At 57.6% G+C, this 16,112-nt stretch carries 16 protein-coding genes; 6 read left to right on the top strand and 10 right to left on the bottom strand.

Annotation, left to right across the window (positions count from 1 at the left end; all coding sequences use genetic code 11):
• Positions 1–68 precede the first annotated feature (68 nt).
• The 5 genes from ABNH18_RS04035 to ABNH18_RS04015 all read right to left on the bottom strand — a co-directional run bounded on the left by ABNH18_RS04035 (position 69) and on the right by ABNH18_RS04015 (position 4,278).
• A complete protein-coding gene (locus tag ABNH18_RS04035; RefSeq protein ID WP_349381567.1) occupies positions 69–1,400 on the bottom strand; it encodes an ATP-binding protein in 1,332 nt (443 codons plus the stop codon).
• Positions 1,397–2,065, bottom strand: a complete 669-nt coding sequence (locus ABNH18_RS04030; protein ID WP_349381566.1) for a response regulator transcription factor — start codon at positions 2,063–2,065, stop codon at positions 1,397–1,399. Before ABNH18_RS04030 ends, ABNH18_RS04035 begins: the two co-directional genes overlap by 4 nt.
• Positions 2,065–2,400, bottom strand: a complete 336-nt coding sequence (locus tag ABNH18_RS04025) for a PepSY domain-containing protein (protein WP_349381565.1) — start codon at positions 2,398–2,400, stop codon at positions 2,065–2,067. Before ABNH18_RS04025 ends, ABNH18_RS04030 begins: the two co-directional genes overlap by 1 nt.
• A gap of 4 nt (positions 2,401–2,404) precedes the next feature.
• The gene (locus ABNH18_RS04020; protein WP_349381564.1) at positions 2,405–2,713 is read right to left on the bottom strand and encodes a PepSY domain-containing protein; all 309 of its coding nucleotides are present in this window, start codon (positions 2,711–2,713) and stop codon (positions 2,405–2,407) included.
• A 278-nt stretch (positions 2,714–2,991) separates the two neighbouring features.
• Positions 2,992–4,278 (bottom strand): acetyl-CoA C-acetyltransferase, encoded by a 1,287-nt coding sequence (locus ABNH18_RS04015; protein ID WP_349382026.1) that lies wholly within the window; start codon positions 4,276–4,278, stop codon positions 2,992–2,994.
• A gap of 322 nt (positions 4,279–4,600) precedes the next feature.
• On the opposite strand from ABNH18_RS04015, the gene ABNH18_RS04010 reads away from it, so the two are divergent.
• A complete protein-coding gene (locus ABNH18_RS04010) occupies positions 4,601–6,019 on the top strand; it encodes a 3-oxoacyl-ACP reductase (protein WP_349381563.1) in 1,419 nt (472 codons plus the stop codon).
• Positions 6,020–6,389: 370 nt separating this feature from the next.
• Here the strand turns inward: ABNH18_RS04010 and ABNH18_RS04005 are convergent, their stop codons facing one another.
• Positions 6,390–7,343: a sterol desaturase family protein gene (locus ABNH18_RS04005; RefSeq protein WP_349381562.1), complete on the bottom strand. Its 954-nt coding sequence runs from the start codon at positions 7,341–7,343 to the stop codon at positions 6,390–6,392.
• 96 nt (positions 7,344–7,439) lie between these two features.
• Here ABNH18_RS04005 and ABNH18_RS04000 point away from each other — a divergent pair, with 96 nt between their 5' ends.
• The 3 genes from ABNH18_RS04000 to ABNH18_RS03990 all read left to right on the top strand — a co-directional run bounded on the left by ABNH18_RS04000 (position 7,440) and on the right by ABNH18_RS03990 (position 10,472).
• The gene (locus tag ABNH18_RS04000) at positions 7,440–8,354 is read left to right on the top strand and encodes a LysR family transcriptional regulator (RefSeq protein ID WP_349381561.1); all 915 of its coding nucleotides are present in this window, start codon (positions 7,440–7,442) and stop codon (positions 8,352–8,354) included.
• 54 nt (positions 8,355–8,408) lie between these two features.
• Positions 8,409–8,930: an FxsA family protein gene (locus ABNH18_RS03995; RefSeq protein WP_349381560.1), complete on the top strand. Its 522-nt coding sequence runs from the start codon at positions 8,409–8,411 to the stop codon at positions 8,928–8,930.
• Between the two features lie 216 nt (positions 8,931–9,146).
• Positions 9,147–10,472 (top strand): Na+/H+ antiporter family protein, encoded by a 1,326-nt coding sequence (locus ABNH18_RS03990; RefSeq protein ID WP_349381559.1) that lies wholly within the window; start codon positions 9,147–9,149, stop codon positions 10,470–10,472.
• A gap of 69 nt (positions 10,473–10,541) precedes the next feature.
• Here the strand turns inward: ABNH18_RS03990 and ABNH18_RS03985 are convergent, their stop codons facing one another.
• The 3 genes from ABNH18_RS03985 to ABNH18_RS03975 all read right to left on the bottom strand — a co-directional run bounded on the left by ABNH18_RS03985 (position 10,542) and on the right by ABNH18_RS03975 (position 13,962).
• On the bottom strand, positions 10,542–11,555 hold the full coding sequence (locus ABNH18_RS03985) for an AraC family transcriptional regulator (protein WP_349381558.1): 1,014 nt from the start codon (positions 11,553–11,555) through the stop codon (positions 10,542–10,544).
• 112 nt (positions 11,556–11,667) lie between these two features.
• Entirely contained in the window at positions 11,668–12,822 is a 1,155-nt protein-coding gene (locus ABNH18_RS03980; protein WP_349381557.1) for a fatty acid desaturase family protein, read from the bottom strand.
• 27 nt (positions 12,823–12,849) lie between these two features.
• Positions 12,850–13,962 carry a ferredoxin reductase gene (locus ABNH18_RS03975; protein WP_349381556.1) on the bottom strand — a complete coding sequence of 371 codons (1,113 nt, stop codon included), beginning with the start codon at positions 13,960–13,962 and terminating at the stop codon, positions 12,850–12,852.
• Positions 13,963–14,156: 194 nt separating this feature from the next.
• On the opposite strand from ABNH18_RS03975, the gene ABNH18_RS03970 reads away from it, so the two are divergent.
• Together ABNH18_RS03970 and ABNH18_RS03965 are read left to right on the top strand one after the other, a co-directional pair.
• Positions 14,157–14,807: a TetR family transcriptional regulator gene (locus ABNH18_RS03970; protein WP_349381555.1), complete on the top strand. Its 651-nt coding sequence runs from the start codon at positions 14,157–14,159 to the stop codon at positions 14,805–14,807.
• A 160-nt stretch (positions 14,808–14,967) separates the two neighbouring features.
• The gene (locus tag ABNH18_RS03965) at positions 14,968–15,837 is read left to right on the top strand and encodes a MaoC family dehydratase (RefSeq protein WP_349381554.1); all 870 of its coding nucleotides are present in this window, start codon (positions 14,968–14,970) and stop codon (positions 15,835–15,837) included.
• Here ABNH18_RS03965 and ABNH18_RS03960 read toward each other — a convergent pair.
• A partial coding sequence (locus tag ABNH18_RS03960; protein WP_349381553.1) for a hypothetical protein occupies positions 15,797–16,112 on the bottom strand: 316 nt, incomplete at its 5' end. The two genes, ABNH18_RS03965 and ABNH18_RS03960, sit on opposite strands and share 41 nt — an antisense overlap.

Genomic DNA, 16,112 nt, shown 5'->3' with positions numbered 1-16,112 from the left:
CGACGGTATCTTTCTTCTTTCTGTGAGTCCTGTTCGCCCCAAGCGGTTCCCACGCACACCTTGCGGCGTTATGACGGATAGGGAAAAGACAACAATACTCGCAGCCCTCCCCAGGAGCTCGCCTCCAGCACCAGCGTACCCTCGTAAGCGACAACCGTATCGCTAACAATCGACAATCCCAGCCCGTGGCCGGCTGCACGTTCATCCAGCCGCTGCCCGCGCTGCACCACCTGTGCGTAGCGATCCGCCTGAATACCCGGTCCATCATCGTCCACACACACAGTGAGTCGCCGGCGATCATTGCCGGTTTCCACATCCACGGTGAGGGCAATGCGCGAGTCTGCCCACTTGAAGGCGTTATCCAGCACATTACCCAACACCTCCAGCATGTCATCCCGGTCAAACGGCTGCGCTGACAGCTCAGGCATCACCAACTGAACCGCCAAATCCCGTTGATGGGCCTGCTCCAGGGTCTTTAGCAATAATGGGATATCCACCAGCGGACGCAATGGATTGCTGGCGGTAACCCCCGCCGCCACCCGTGCCCGCCCCAGCGCGCGGCGAATATTGCCTTCCATGTGTGCAAGCTGCTCGGACAGCATGGCATACAAGGCCGGATCAGAGTCCTGAAGTTCCTGGGTACAGCGGTTCTTGAGAATCGCCAACGGCGTTTTCAATGCATGACCCAAGTCACCCAGTGCATGGCGGGAACGCTGCAACTGCTGCTCGGTGTGGCGTTGCAGTCGATTGATTTCCACCACCAACGGATGCAGTTCCTGCGCCACCGCTTCGTTCAGTTCATGGCGCTTTCCTCCGCGCAATTGTTCAATTTCCTTACGCGCCTGCCGTAACGGTGCCAACCCTCGGCGCAGCAACCATTGCTGCACCGCGGCCAATAACAACAGCACCCCCACCCAGACCAGCAACACGACCGTGCGCGTCTGGTTATAGGTGGTCAAAATCGGAGTGTAATCCTGGGCCACCACCACGGTAACCGCCTGGTCCTCTTTCTCGTATTCGCCACGGAAACGCAGCAACTGCTGATCCGATGCCCCGGCTTGCAACACCGGGTGCACGCCCGGCGCGACGGGAAGCGTCAACTGCTGATCCCACAGAGAGCGCGAACGCCAGCGTTGATCGCCCAGCAACACCACAAAATAGCGCCCGGACAACGGGCGCCGGTAGGCCGGATGCAAACGTGACGTATCCAGCATCAAACGCCCTTGCGGGCCAGTCACGAGGGCTGCCAGCACACCAGCCGCATCATCACGCAACTGCAGACTCAGTGCCTGGCGTTGATCCCGCTCCAGCCACCACAGCGCGCCCTGGCTGATCAGCACACCAGCCAGTAGCAAGCTGACAAACAGGCTGAGCCCCAACCGGCGCCCCATGGACGTCATCGTGCTTCTCCGGTGAAGACGTAGCCTTGACCACGGCGGGTTTCAATCACGGCTTTTCCCAACTTGCGGCGCAGGCGGTTCACGTGGACTTCCAGCACGTTGGAGTCGCGGTCACTTTCGTTATCGTAAAGATGGGAGGCCAACTGTCCTTTGGAGAGCAACCGATCCGGGTTGTGCATGAAGTAGCGGAGCATGCGAAATTCCGCACCGGTAAGGGTGATTTCCGTTTCCCCAGACCAGACACTCTGACGGCTTTCGTCCAGCTTGAAGGTGCCCGCTGTTAGCTGGGAGGTGTTCGCGCGGCCATGGGTACGGCGCAACAAGGCCTGCACCCGCAGCAGCAATTCGTCAGGATGAAACGGTTTGGCGAGATAATCATCCGCCCCGCTTTGCAGGCCTTCAATGCGTTCGGCCCAGCTGTCGCGGGCGGTCAGAATCAGCACAGGAACCTGCTGCCCCTCCGCCCGCCACCGCTGCAAGACTTGCAGACCATCCAGACCGGGCAACCCCAAGTCCAGCACCACCAAATCAAAAGGATCATCGTTGAGCGCGGGCAAGGCATCGCGACCATCCGCCAGCCAATCAACCGCATAGCCGTGCTCGCGCAGCAGCGGCATAAGTTGATCCGCCAGCGCAATACTGTCTTCGACCAACAATATCCGCATCAGTCGTCACGCTCATCATCAAGCACCTGGCCGGTGCGAGCATCCATTTCAATCTCGCGTACCACTTGATCCCGGGTCAGCAGCTCGATTTCGTAGACCAGCAAGCCATCGTCACGCTCCAGTTCCACCTCCAGCACACGCCCCTGGGGGTAGCGTTGATCAAGGGTCGCCAGCAGTGAGGCAAACGACAGGATTTCACCCTGCTGACGTAACCGCAGAGCCTCATCCTGGCTGATATCATCGGCCATGCTGGACAACGAACACACGCACAGCAGGGCGATAAAGATCGCCCTGCTCTTGCGTGACCATTGGCCCAGCAATGTGTGGGGAAGCAAGGACTTAGTCCCTCTCTTCGCCCAACAGCTCACCGTTACTGGCATCAATGTCCAGATCCCACTCCACGCCCTGCGGGTCGCGCAGCTCAACCTGGTAGATGTAGCGGCCATACTCGTTTTCCAGTTCCGTGTCGGTAATGTTCGCATCAGGATGTTTATCCAATGCTACCTTATCGAGCTTGTCCAGGGACTGGATAGTGCCGTCTTTCACCAGCGTGTCCACTTGGCTGTGTGGCACATCATCAGCCTGTACCGCACTGACAGAAACGACACCCAGTACAGCAGCGATCAGCGTTGTTTTCGTCAAAGTCATGCTTGTCTCCTTTTCGTTGAAGTCGGGAGAACCATAACGCGCCAAGCTGAATGGAACCTGAATCCGGACTGACGCCAGCCTTAACCTCGCCAATAAGGACGTCTACAGACAGCAGAACAGATTTGCCCCCTGTTATCCGGGGCCTTGCGGTTGCTATAGCAAAAGGGGAATAACAATCAGAGCGGTATGATGCATGCTGCGCAAACCGTGTACCGGCGGTAAAGCGGCATAAAAAAACCGGCCAATTGGCCGGTTTTTTTATTACCAGGAGGGAGCGATTACTTCTCGAGGATCGCTACCACACCCTGGCCGCCCGCGGCACACACAGAGATCAGTGCGCGGCCGGAGCCTTTTTCATTCAACAGCTTGGCAGCGTTGGCGATAATGCGGCCACCGGTAGCAGCGAACGGGTGGCCGGCTGCCAGCGAGGAGCCTTTCACGTTCAGTTTGCTGCGGTCGATGCTGCCCAGTGCCTTCTTACGGCCCAGACGCTCTTTACAGAAGCTTTCGTCTTCCCAGGACTTCAGGGTAGACAGCACCTGGGACGCAAAGGCTTCGTGAATTTCATAGAAATCGAAGTCCTGCAGGCTCAGGTCCAGCTTGTCCAGCATGCTCGGTACCGCATACGCCGGCGCCATCAGCAGGCCTTCTTTCTTACCAATGAAATCGACTGCCGCCGCTTCACCGATAGTCAGGTAAGCCAGTACCGGCAGGCCGCGCTTTTTAGCCCACTCTTCGCTGGCCAGCAATACCGTGGAGGCACCGTCAGTCAGCGGCGTGGAGTTGGCCGGGGTCATGGTGCCGTTCGGGCCACCGAAGCATGGCTTCAGGGTCGCCAGCTTTTCCAGGGTGGAGTCGCCGCGCATGTTGTTGTCGCGCTCCAAACCATTGAACGGGCTAACCAGGTCATCCTGCCAGCCATCTTCATAGGACTTGGCCAGGTTCTGGTGGGAGCGCCATGCCAGCTCATCCTGCGCTTCACGGGGAATGCCCCACTCTGCAGCAGTAATCGCCTGGTGCTCACCCATGGACAGGCCGGTACGCGGCTCGCCATTTTTCGGGATGTCGGGCATCAGGGATTTCGGGTTCAGCAGCTTCAGGCCCAGCTTGGCACGCTCGCCATTGGTCTTGGCACGGTTCAGGGCCATGAACACCTTGCGGGCATCTTCGTTCACACCCAACGGCGCATCAGAGGTGGTGTCCACACCACCGGCAATCGCGCAATCGATCTGACCCAGGGCGATCTTGTTGGCCACCAGAATGGCCGCTTCCAGGCCTGTGCCGCAGGCTTGCTGCAGGTCGTAGGCCGGGGTTTCTGGCGCCAGCTTGGAACCCAGTACGGCTTCACGAACCAGGTTGAAGTCACGCGCGTGCTTCATCACTGCGCCTGCAGCCACTTCATCAATCTTCTCACCGTGAAGCTTGAAGCGATCCACCAGGCCATCCAGAGCTGCGGTCAGCATGTCCTGGTTGCTGGTGTCGATGTAGGCGCTGTTGGAACGGGCAAACGGGATACGGTTACCACCAATAATGGCGACCTTACGAACGGCTTTACCTGCCAGCATAATCATTTCCTCTAGAGATGGACGGTCATCAACGATGACGACGGTGGCGAATTTGGCCACGGTATTCACTCGACAGGGCGCAGTCTACCCCCAACCGTGCCCGCCTCATTGGCTCAAACGACTGTTTGACGACCGGGGCCGGTCAATACACCCGTCACACTGCAGTGATTCAATACGCGCCAGTGTGCGACAGGGCCAGAGTTACTGCCCTACGAAGGACGGCGTATTTTATCCCTTCTTTACGCGGCACCCCTTTAAACCCGTTCCGATTACCCTAAGGTAAAACGGACACATTCATCATTCGATGGAAAAGGACAGAACCATGAGCGATACCTATCAGACGATTGCCAACTCTCCCATGGGCAAGGCGCTATTCGGCGCAATCAACTTGCCGATTCCAGTCATTCTGGAGCGCTGGCAGCCGGGCCAGGCGTCCTTTATTAAAGGCCGTGTTCTGGTAGGTGCCGCCAACGGTTCCACTGGCATTGATAGCGTCCTGAACACACTGAAAGGCTCTCCGGACGCCCAGGTAGCGGTTCTTGCTAACACAGCCAACGCCACCGACCTGCAGAAGCAAGCCGGCAAACTCGGTGTTGATGCAGACAATTACACCGCCAACCGCGATGACGACGCCAAGTTCAAAGGTTTGGTGTTCGACGCCACCGGCATTCAGAGCCCGGACGAACTGAAAGCCCTGTGGGACTTCTTCCACCCGGTTATCCGCAAGCTGGATAAATGCGCCCGGGTTGTCGTCATCGGCCGCACACCGGAAAAACAGGCTGGCGCCGTGCGCGTCGCCCAACGCGCCCTGGAAGGTTTCACCCGCTCAGTAGGTAAGGAAATCAAGAAAGGCGCCACTGCCCAGCTGGTGTATGTGGATGAAGGCGCAGAAGCCCAGCTGGCTTCGCCGTTGCACTTTTTCCTGTCACCCAAATCAGCCTATGTGTCCGGCCAGATCGTGCGCGTAACCGAAGCCGGCTTTAAAGCCGCCAAGTTCGATTGGGACAAGCCCCTGGCCGGCAAGAAAGCCCTGGTGACCGGCGGCTCCCGCGGTATCGGTGCAGCCATTGCCGAAGTACTGGCCCGCGACGGCGCTACCGTCACCGTGCTGGATATTCCGCCCATGGCCGATGACTTGAATGCCGTTGCTGCACAGATTGGTGGCGATACTCTGGAAATGGACATCACCGCTGACGAAGCACCGACAGCCATTGCTGCGAAAGCCAAAGCCATCGGCGGCTATGACGTGGTCGTCCACAACGCCGGTGTAACCCGCGACAAAATGCTGGGCAACATGCCGGAAAAATTCTGGGACATGGTGCTGAACATCAACATCGCCAGCCAGCTGCGCATTAACGACGCCCTGCTCGCCGGAGGCGGCCTGGGTAAAGGTGGCCGCATCATCTCCATCAGCTCCATCGCCGGGATCGCCGGGAACCTGGGCCAGTCCAACTACGGTTGCTCCAAAGCCGCAGTAATCGGCATGGTCGATGCGTTCAAGGACGAGTACGCGGAGAAAGGCATTACCATTAACGCCGTGGCGCCGGGCTTCATCGAAACCCAGATGACCGCTGCCATTCCCTTCACCATCCGTGAAGCGGGCCGCCGCATGAACGCTATGAACCAGGGCGGTCAACCGGTGGACGTGGCCGAAACCATCGCCTTCTTTGCCAGCCCGGCGTCTCAGGGCCTGACCGGCAACGTGGTGCGCGTGTGTGGCCAAATGCTGTTGGGGGCTTAAACCCGCAGCAGGCATCACGCAACACGCAAGACACCACTGAAAGCCGCACCGCAAGGTGCGGCTTTTTTGTTGTTGGCTACAAAGCCGCTGTAGGAGCACCGCTTGAGGTGCGAACCGTGCGCAGCACGGAATCGACCGAAGGGCGATAGGCATTACAGGGCTCTGTGTTTAATAAAGACTAGTCGCCGTTCTCCCTCGCCAAGGCTCGGATTCGCACCTCAAGCGGTGCTCCTACAGCGGTATTTTAGCAAGGTTGGCCATAAACGTGTTGCAGCCGCAGTGCGGCAAAAAAAACCCCGCCGGTTTCCCGGCGGGGCCTTTTCGTATTCCACACTCTCCCGAGCGTGGATAGCTCAGAAACGTCTTCCCCTCAGGCGGCCTCGGCCGCTTTGCTTTCATCCTGTTTGGCCGCCTTTCTGGCTAGCTTCGCTTCAGCACGGGCCTTGGCTTTTGCCGCCCCACCGGGCATGAAGTTGCGAACATCCCAATAGAAGTAACGCTTTAGCACACTATTGGCTTCTTCATCATTCTGGCGCCAGCCGTACATCTTCGGTTTCTCTTTCTCGATGGCCAAGGTACCGAAAACCAACCAGTCGTAGATTGCCAGAGTGGCGGTCACGTTCTTGGCCGAATTGGGGCCACGGGAATGGTGATGATGATGCTGGGTCGGGAATGTCAGGATATGCGACAACCCCCACATGGTTTTACGCACCCAGGCCCACTGATGATTGTGAAAATACAGATCCCAATTCCAGTTCACGTGGGTCTGTGCCGCCCAGATACCCTTGAACGCTGTGGCGATAAGAAACACCTCCACCAGCCCCAGGTACAGGCACACCAGCTGGAAAGCATAGTTTGGCATGATCATCCACCAGGCCCAGCCATTCACAAAGGTCTGAGTCACAGACAGCTGGCCCTTGTTGTCCTGGCCACCAGCCAGGTGATGGGGTCGATGGCTCATTTTATAAAACGCCTGTACCCACTGCAGCGCCTTGTTCTTGGGGCGACGGCTGTGGGCAAACAGATGGAACGAGCCATGGATAAATTCTTCAATGCAGAAGAATGCAATCAGGGTCGGCCAGAAATACTGCTCTCCCAGCCAGGCTAGCGAACCGGCGCTACCCGGAAACAGGTTGGTCAGTGCCAGGGTGATAAGCAGCAGCATCAACGGACGCTGCACAGCGATCATGACAAAAGACGCAAGAAAGGCGACTTTCCAGTCCTGCTTGGTTTTGTGGCCATTGCGTGTCCGGCCACTGACGATTTCCCAGATGGCGCTGATGACGATAAACGCCGTCACAAATAAAGTGAGTTGCTGGTCCATTGTTATTCTCCGAGGTCATTCGTGTTATTGCGCACAAACTGACCATAAACAGCCTGTTCTCCCCTTCCTAATTAATATTTGGTATAAGTAATATCCATGAAGCTGAATTTACGAAGTATCGACCTGAATCTGCTCCCCGTTTTCGATGCCATCATGGACGCAGGGCAGCTGTCCCGTGCCGCGGAGCAATTGGGTATGAGCCAGCCCGCCATCAGTGCGGCCCTGCAGCGTTTACGGCACACCCTGGATGACGAGCTGTTTGTCCGCACACGCCAGGGCATGGAGCCCACCCCACGAGCCCGCGAGCTCCATGAGCAGCTCAGCACTCACCTGACCGGCCTGCGCGACACGCTGAACCCGGAAAACCGTTTCGACCCGGCCACCAGCCAGCGCCACTTTCGCATTCTCAGCGTGGATTATTTTGAAATGGTGGTGCTTGCACCGCTGCTGGCAAAGCTCCGGCAACAGGCCCCCCATGTGGTGCTCGAAATCATTTCTGCCAACGATGACATGCCCGACGAGCTCCACAAGGGCCGGGCGGATCTCTCCGTGGATGCCTTTGTGGCCGACGATGATCGCTTGCAGCGCAGCGTTTTGCTCGAAGAAAACCTGGCGGTTATTGCCCGGCGGGAGCACCCTCATATCAAGGGGCAATGCGACAAACAACAGTTTCTGGATGCCGAGCATGTGGTGCTCCCGGATCGTAACCGGCAACTGCCCCTGGATCAGATTCTCAATGCCCCGGGCTGGCAACGTCGCACCGGGGCCCGAGTCACCCAGTTCGCCAGCATGCTGGCGGTATGTAGCGGCTCAGACCTGATCGCCACCGTGCCCGAGAGACTGGCACGCCAATATGCCGACACCATGCAGCTGCAGGTGCTGCCCTTCCCCGTTGATCTGCCGCCGGTTCCCATCTACATGATCTGGTCCCCGACCCAGCATCGAGACCCGGCCCACCGCTGGCTGCGCCAGCAACTGGAGCAAACCATCGCGCAGGAACCTGCCCCTTGAATTCAGGTCCAATCATGACCATATACTGACTATTGACGGCAAACAGGACACCCCATGGGTTTTGGTCGCGTTTTCTTCTTCATTTTCGGTTTTGCCCTGCTGGAAGTGCTTGTGTTGGCACAGGTTGCCGGCGCCATCGGCTGGCCCATCACCATTATCGCCACCGTGGTTACCGCGTTGCTGGGTAGCTACCTGTTCCGCCGCCAGGGACTGGATACTTGGGTGCGCCTGAATCAGCGTATGCAGCAAGGTGAAATGCCCGGCCAGGAAATGGTGGAAGGCATGATGCTGCTGCTTGGGGGTGCCTTGCTGATCACTCCCGGCTTTATTACCGACACCGTGGGCTTCGCATTGCTGCTCCCTGGCTCCCGGCGCTGGATGGCCAGCAAGGTGATTAAGAAAGGATCACTGCAGGGATTCACCACCGTTCAAGGGGCCGGGTTTGCCTACACGCGTAGCCACTACACCGGCGCTGGCACCAACCCGTTCCAGCAACAGCCGGGCAGCAATGATGATCGAGCTAGCCTCGACGGTGACACCATTGACGGTGAGTCGCACCGCACGGATGATCGCTAGCCACTTTCACACCTGATCATCAGCTCGACCGCTGCCCTACCAGCTGAAAATCACCCCCACCCACCTTGGTCCAGGCGTATTTTGTTCACAGGATGCCACGGATAATTACGCCGCCGGCGAGCCAAAAGCGCCCGGCTCCGGGTTAGGCAGTGCTTGCCGCCCCTGCTAGACTGCGCTCCCTCGCGGTAGATTCAGCGCCCGCCCGGTGGAGGCACCATGAATCCGTTATTCAATCCCATTGTCTGGTCCGTATTGATCCTGATGGGTCTCAGTATTGCCCGCATGAACGTAGTGCTGGCGTTACTCTGTGCCGCACTGGTGGCAGGGTTGGGCAGCGGACTGGAATTGCAAAGCACGCTATCTGCTTTTACTGAGGGATTGGGCGACGGTGCCAATATCGCCCTCAGCTACGCCCTGCTGGGGGCATTTGCCGTGGCCATCGCCCGTTCCGGTATCACCGAATGGCTGGCCGGGCGCATTATCGCAAAGCTTGGCCGCTCACCGGATCCCACCCAGCTGCGTCGCATCCGCACCCTGCTACTCACCGTGCTGCTGGCAGCCGCAATCATGAGCCAAAACCTGGTGCCCATTCATATCGCTTTCATTCCGATTCTGGTTCCGCCGTTACTGGAAGTGATGCACCAACTGCGGCTGGATCGACGGCTAGCCGCTTGTATTCTGACCTTCGGGTTGATTACCCCTTATATGGTATTGCCCGTGGGGTTTGGCAGCATTTTCCTGCATACCCAGCTGGGCCCCAGCCTCGACAAAGCCGGGCTGACGTTACCCAACGACACCCTGCCCTTGGCCATGCTGCTACCCGCTGCCGGCATGGTTGTCGGCCTGCTGCTCGCCATATTCCGTTACCGCAAACCTCGTGATTACCGCCCTGTACAGCTCCCCGGCGAAGAACAACATGCACCACTTTCCACGCGCAACGTGGTGGTGGCCGCCCTGGCGCTGGCGTCAGCGCTGGCTCTGCAGCTCTACAGTGATTCCATTATTCTCGGCGCCTTGGTGGGCTTTCTGGTGTTTACGGCGGGGGGCGTCGTGCCCTGGCGGGAGTCTCAGGATGCCTTCACCCAAGGGGTAAAAATGATGTCCCTGATCGGGTTTATCATGATCGCAGCCAACGGCTATGCGTCCGTGGTGAACGCCAGCGGCCAGGTTCCCCTGCTGGTGGAAGCGGTCACCAGTGGCCTGCAAAGCCCACCCATTGCAGCGGCTCTGCTTCTGCTGCTCGGATTGTTTGTGACTCTGGGGATTGGCTCGTCTTTTTCTACCATTCCCATCATCACCACCCTGTATGTGCCACTGTGCCTGGCGCTGGGCTTTTCTCCGCTGGCCACGGCCGCACTGGTTGGCAGTGCCGCAGCCCTTGGCGACGCAGGCTCACCGGCCTCTGATTCCACCCTCGGCCCCACCGCTGGCCTCAATGCCGACGGCCAGCACGACCACATCCGCGACACCGTTATCCCCACTTTTCTGCACTACAACCTGCCCCTGATTGCTGCCGGCTGGCTGGCCGCCATGGTGCTTTAACCCGCAAGTGACACATAAAAAAGGCGCCATTGGCGCCTTTTTCAGTTCTGTACACCGCTCACAAGGGTGCTAACCCATTGCGTCTTCTTCCGCCTTCAACTTGCGGTATTCAATCGGGGTCATGCCGACCCAGCGTTTGAATGCCCGATAAAAGGTAGAGGGTTCGGAAAACCCGGTGAGGTAGACAATTTCGTCGATGGATTCATCGGTGCCAGCCAGCAGGCGTTTCGCCAAGCGACAACGGTAGTCTGCCACCAGCTGGTTGAAGTTAGTGCCGGCATCCGCCAACCGTGTGCGCAGCTGGCGCGCCTTGATGCCCAACCGCTCCGCGACTTCTTCCAGGTTGGCATGGCCGGATTCCAGCAGCTCACCGATAAGACGGTTTACCTGGGCCACCAGGTCCTGTTTTTCCAGCCGGGCCACCTGCTCACTGGCCAGCTGTTCATGCAAATGCAGCAGTTCCGGTTCGTGATGCGCAGAAGGCAGGTTCATGACCTTCGCATCGAAATACATACCGACACTGGGCATATCGAATTTCACCGGGCAATCGAACAAACGCTCGTATTCCTGTGCATCCGCGTGGCGAGCATGGCCAAAATGCACTTCAACGGGCTCGAAGGCATCGTCGGTGACAAAGCGGAAAAACTTGATAATGCCCATCATCATGCATTCATTAAGATGGCTAAGGCGGTTACTCCAGATCATCTGCTTGAGGAAAACCCGATCGCCTTCCTCGAACAATTCCCCTTGGGCGGCATCGGACAGCAAGCGCTGGTAATCCAGGGCGCGCTTCAAGCCTTCACCAAAGGTAGGACTGGAGAGGAACAGGTACTCGAGCACCTGCCCTTTATAGACGGGAATATGTTCGCCCAGGTGCAAACCAATGTGTTCATCGCCGGCCACTTTTTCCAGCGCCTGCCAGAACCACTCCTGGGCATCATGAGGGGTGCGCAGGTCAGGAACCTGCAAAATGGACTTGTCGAGCCCGACCTCCGCCAACACGGCATCGGCATCAATACCGGCTTTTACCATGGCCTTATAGGCCATCCGTAACAGCACACCGGAATCCGTCATTTCTGCCATGCGTTTGCCTTGTCCCCGATACAAAAAAAGCTACTCTCAGAAGAACTGAGAGTAGCATAAGGATAGCAGGGCCGGAACAGCGCGCCGGCCCTGCCCAGGAGATCGGAAAGGATCAGGCAGCCTTACGGGTTTCGACTTCTGTCGTTGAAGTCAGTGACACGACCTTGGCGCGCAGGCCTTTCAGTGGCCCATTGCCTTTCTTGTTGCCTTTACCCGGCAGGCTCAACTTCATAATCCGCTTCCAGGTGCTCACGGATTGACCAATAAAGGAACCGGTGTGGTACGGCAGGCCATGCTTTTCACAGATGGCGCGCACTTCCGGGGAAAGTCGGGCATACCGATGCGCCGGCAGGTCCGGGAACAGGTGATGCTCAATCTGAAAGCTCAGGTTGCCGCTCATCAGGTGCATCAGGCGGCCGCCTTCAAAATTGGCCGACCCCAGCATCTGGCGCACATACCATTGCCCACGTGTTTCGTTTTCCACCACAGACTCGGGGAACTGCTCCACGTCTTCCGGGAAGTGACCGTTAAAAATCACCACACAGGACCACAGGTTACGCACCACGTTGGCACTCATGTTGCCGGCAAACACCAGCGGGGCAAACGGGCCGGCCAGGGCGGGGAACAACAGATAGTCTTTCGCCAGCTGTTTGCGCATTTTTTTCCAGACCGGCTTGAACTCTTCCTTAAGCTCTTCCTTTGTCTTGGTCTTGTAGATCAGGTAGTCCTCAAGCTTGAGGTTCTGAACGGCAACAAAGTGCTGGAAAAACGTCGCCAGCAGAACGGACAGCACCGGGTTCAACAGAAAGCGCGGCTCCCACTCCTGGTCTTCTGACATGCGCAGCAAGCCGTAACCAATATCGTGGTCCATATCGAGCACATTGGTATAAGTGTGATGCTCAAAGTTATGGGTAAGCTTCCAGTTCTTGTTGGTACAGGTGTTGTCCCAGTCGAACTTTTTGGAGTTCAGGGTCGAGTCACCCATCCAGTCGTACTGGCCATGCATCACGTTATGGCCGATTTCCATGTTATCAATGATCTTGGACGCGGACAGACACGCCACCCCGGCCAACCATGCCGGCGGCAAGAAGCCCAGCATCAACAGACCACGTCCGGCCACTTCCAGCTGACGCTGGCGCTTGACCACAGTGCGGATGTACTTCTCGTCTTTTTCGCCCAAGTCAGCCAATTCACGGTTACGAATAGCGTCCAGTTCCTGGCCGATAGTTTCGAATTGCTCGGCGGTAAGAGTACTGAAAATGCTCATGATAATACCTCGCCTTCCTTGATCAATTTAGATATCCAGCGTCACGGTGCCTACCGGCACGGTCACGCAGATTTGAATGGTTTCTTCACCGGCATCGCTGATTTCGCCGGTACGAATGTCACGGACCTTGCCCGCCGTCTTGCGGCAGGAACAGGTATGGCAGATACCCATGCGGCAACCGGATTCCGGGGTCAGCCCAGCCGCTTCCGCCTGCTCCAGCAACGTGGCACCGCTGTTCATTTCCACCCGCTCACTCTGAACGAAGCGCACTTCGCCTTCAGCGCTGTCGCTCGACAAGTCCGGCGTAGCCAGGGTGAATTGCTCTTTATGCAGGCGCTCGCTCAGGCCATCTTCGTCCCAGACTTTCTCCACCGCAGCCATCATCGGCGGCGGGCCACACAGAAAGGCGGTGGCGTCAGCATAGTCCGGCACAGCGCTGAACAAGTGTTCACGATTAAACAAGCCAGTTAGCTCTCCGTGTTCACTTTCATCATTGAAACAGCGTACCAATGTCACGTTGTCGTGACGCTCGGCGATGGCGTCCAACTCGCTGGCGTAGATCATGTCAGCCGCACTATTGGCGTAATGCAAGAAGGTCACCGGACCGGCAAATCCTTCGTCGCACAGGGTGCGCAGCATGGACATGACCGGGGTAATTCCGCTGCCACCACTGATCAGCAATACCCGTTCTGGACGCTCCTCGGGCAACGCAAATTCGCCATCCGCCTGGGACAGGGTAACCACCTCGCCCACGGTCAGTTGCTCACGCAAATAGCGGGAGACAAAACCGTTGGGGTGGGCCTTGGCAGTCAGCTCAATGCGGCCATCTGCGCGGTGCAGGGAGCTTGCCGGGGAGTAGCAACGGGTCTGTTGCTTGCCGTCAATAGTGACGGTCAGCTGCACAAACTGGCCCGGGATAAAGCCCTGCCAGTTACTGTTAGGGCGCAACGTCAGGGTGGTGCTGTCGTCGGTCAAATAGCGCACGTCTTCCACTTCAGCACGCACATCATTCACCGACCACATCGGATTCAGGACTTCCAGATAACGATCCACGCCGTGCGGCGTCGCCAGGATGGTAGCTACACGGGATTGCAGCAGACGATTCATGCCTTGCTGAAAACGGTTGGATGTCTGTGTCATCGAGTTCATGGGATTAGACCCTATTTGTGAACAGTTGTACGCATTATTCACAACACACCCAGACTCGTCAACACTTGTTCACTAAAAAAATAAAGGCCTGAGTTATCATGGCGTTACAATGGCTTTAAGGGAATTAGTTGCATCACGGGCCTGCAGAGAAGAGAATTGGCAGCTGATTTTGGAGGCAGAAACCGATGACCAAGGAAACCACCAGCCGATCGCGCAAGCCAAAACGGGGGCAAACCCGGGAAGCCCTGATGGCAGCAGCGCTGGATCTCGTGGTGAAAAAGGCCCCTTTTTCTGCACTCAGCCTGCGCGAAGTCACCAAGAAAGCCGGCGTGGTGCCCACCGCCTTCTATCGGCATTTCCCTGACATGAGCGCCTTAGGCCTTACCCTGCTGGATGAGTCTTTCCGCACCCTGCGCCAGATGATGCGCCAGGTACGCCAACAAGAACTCCCCAACGAGCGCATGTTGCGCGGGTCCATGGAGACCTACTTCAACTATGTGCGCGACAACCGCGCCCACTTCCTGTTCGTGGCCAAGGAGCTGGCAGGCGGCACGCCCACCATGCGCAACGCCATCCGCCGGGAAATTCGCATGTTCACCAATGAACTGGCCATGGATATGGCCCGCTTCCCCTTCCTGAATCACGTTAATGCAGAAGATTTGCAAATGATGGCGGGGCTCGTCGTCAACAATGTCACTGCGCTAACTCAGGAAATGCTGGAACTGGAAGAAATTGATGAAACCGGCCAGCAAGAAGTCCTGATCACCGCAGAAAAACAACTGCGTCTAATCTACTTCGGCGTGGGCATGTGGCGCTCAGACAAGAGCAATGCCTAAACCTGTTTCACACTCTGCCCCTCTGCTCCCGCCGGCCTGTGCTTAACTCACCAGACTCCCTGTCTATACGGCCAATAGCGCCTCGCTTGCCCTGCTCTATACTCCTTGCACTGCCACCGTTGCCCACGTTGCAACGCAATCAACGGGAAAGGATTGAGTAATGAGTGAGGTAAAATTCCGCGAGCTGCGTAATTCACCGCCCATGGTGATCAACTTCGCCAAGGCCGTATTGCGCGCCACTGTTAAGCCGGGCAGCAACCCCACCCTGCCAGACGTGGGCCTACGCCTGAATGATCTCTCCCTCGATGAAAAGCATCTGACCGCCTACCGCAAGGTGTGCGGGTTTGCCGCCGACGGCAAACTGCCGGTGACCTACCCCCACATGCACGCTTTCCCGCTGCATATGGCCCTGATTCTTTCCGACGGGTTTCCGTTCCCGGCCATGGGGCTGGTGCATGTGCGCAACAGCATCACCCAGTACCGCCCGATTGCGGAACGCGAACAACTGAACGTGAAGTGCTTCCTGGGCAACCTGCAGAAAGTCGACAAGGGCTACGAGTTTTCCATCTTCACCAGCGTCAGCACGGGTGGTGAGCGGGTCTGGGAAAGTGAATCGGTGAACTTCTTCCGCAGCGGCGGCGGTAGCAGCAGCAAAAAGAAAGACGCGCCCAAACCACAACCGGCCACGGACACGGTGGAATGGAAAGTCCCGGGTGACATTGGCCGCCGTTACGGTGCCGTCTCCGGTGACCGCAATCCGATTCACCTGTACCCGCTGTCAGCCAAATTGTTCGGCTTCAAGCGCCAGATTGCCCACGGCATGTGGTCCAAGGCCCGCTGCCTGGCGGAACTGCAGAACCAGCTGCCGGAAGAAGCCTTCACCGTGGACGTGCAGTTCAAACTGCCCATGTTCATCCCCGCCACCGTGAAGTTCGAGAACAAGCCGGCAACCGATGGCAGCGACTTCCGCCTGCTCGCCAAAGACGGCATCAAGCCGCACCTGGCCGGGCAGATTCGTTTGGCGGAATAAAAGCAGCGACAAGCTCCAAGCCACAAGCTGCAACGCGGGTTGGCGGCACGGCCACACGGCAACCGCCCTGCCCGCGATAGGTCAGTTGAAAGTTCAAAGTGAAAAGTTGAAAAGGAAAACCGAGGAACTTTACCGGTTTTCCTATCCAAGCTTGTAGCTTGTAGCTTGTAGCTTGTAGCTTGTAGCTTGTAGCTTGTAGCTTGTAGCTTGTAGCTTGTAGCTTGTAGCTTGTAGCTTGTAGCTTGTAGCTTGTAGCTTGTAGCTTGTAGCTTGTA

The organism is Alcanivorax sp. (genome assembly GCF_040118815.1).
In the GTDB taxonomy this organism is placed as follows: domain Bacteria; phylum Pseudomonadota; class Gammaproteobacteria; order Pseudomonadales; family Alcanivoracaceae; genus Alcanivorax.
Note: the sequence above shows the minus strand (reverse complement) of the source record. Positions and strands in the feature narration are given on the sequence as shown.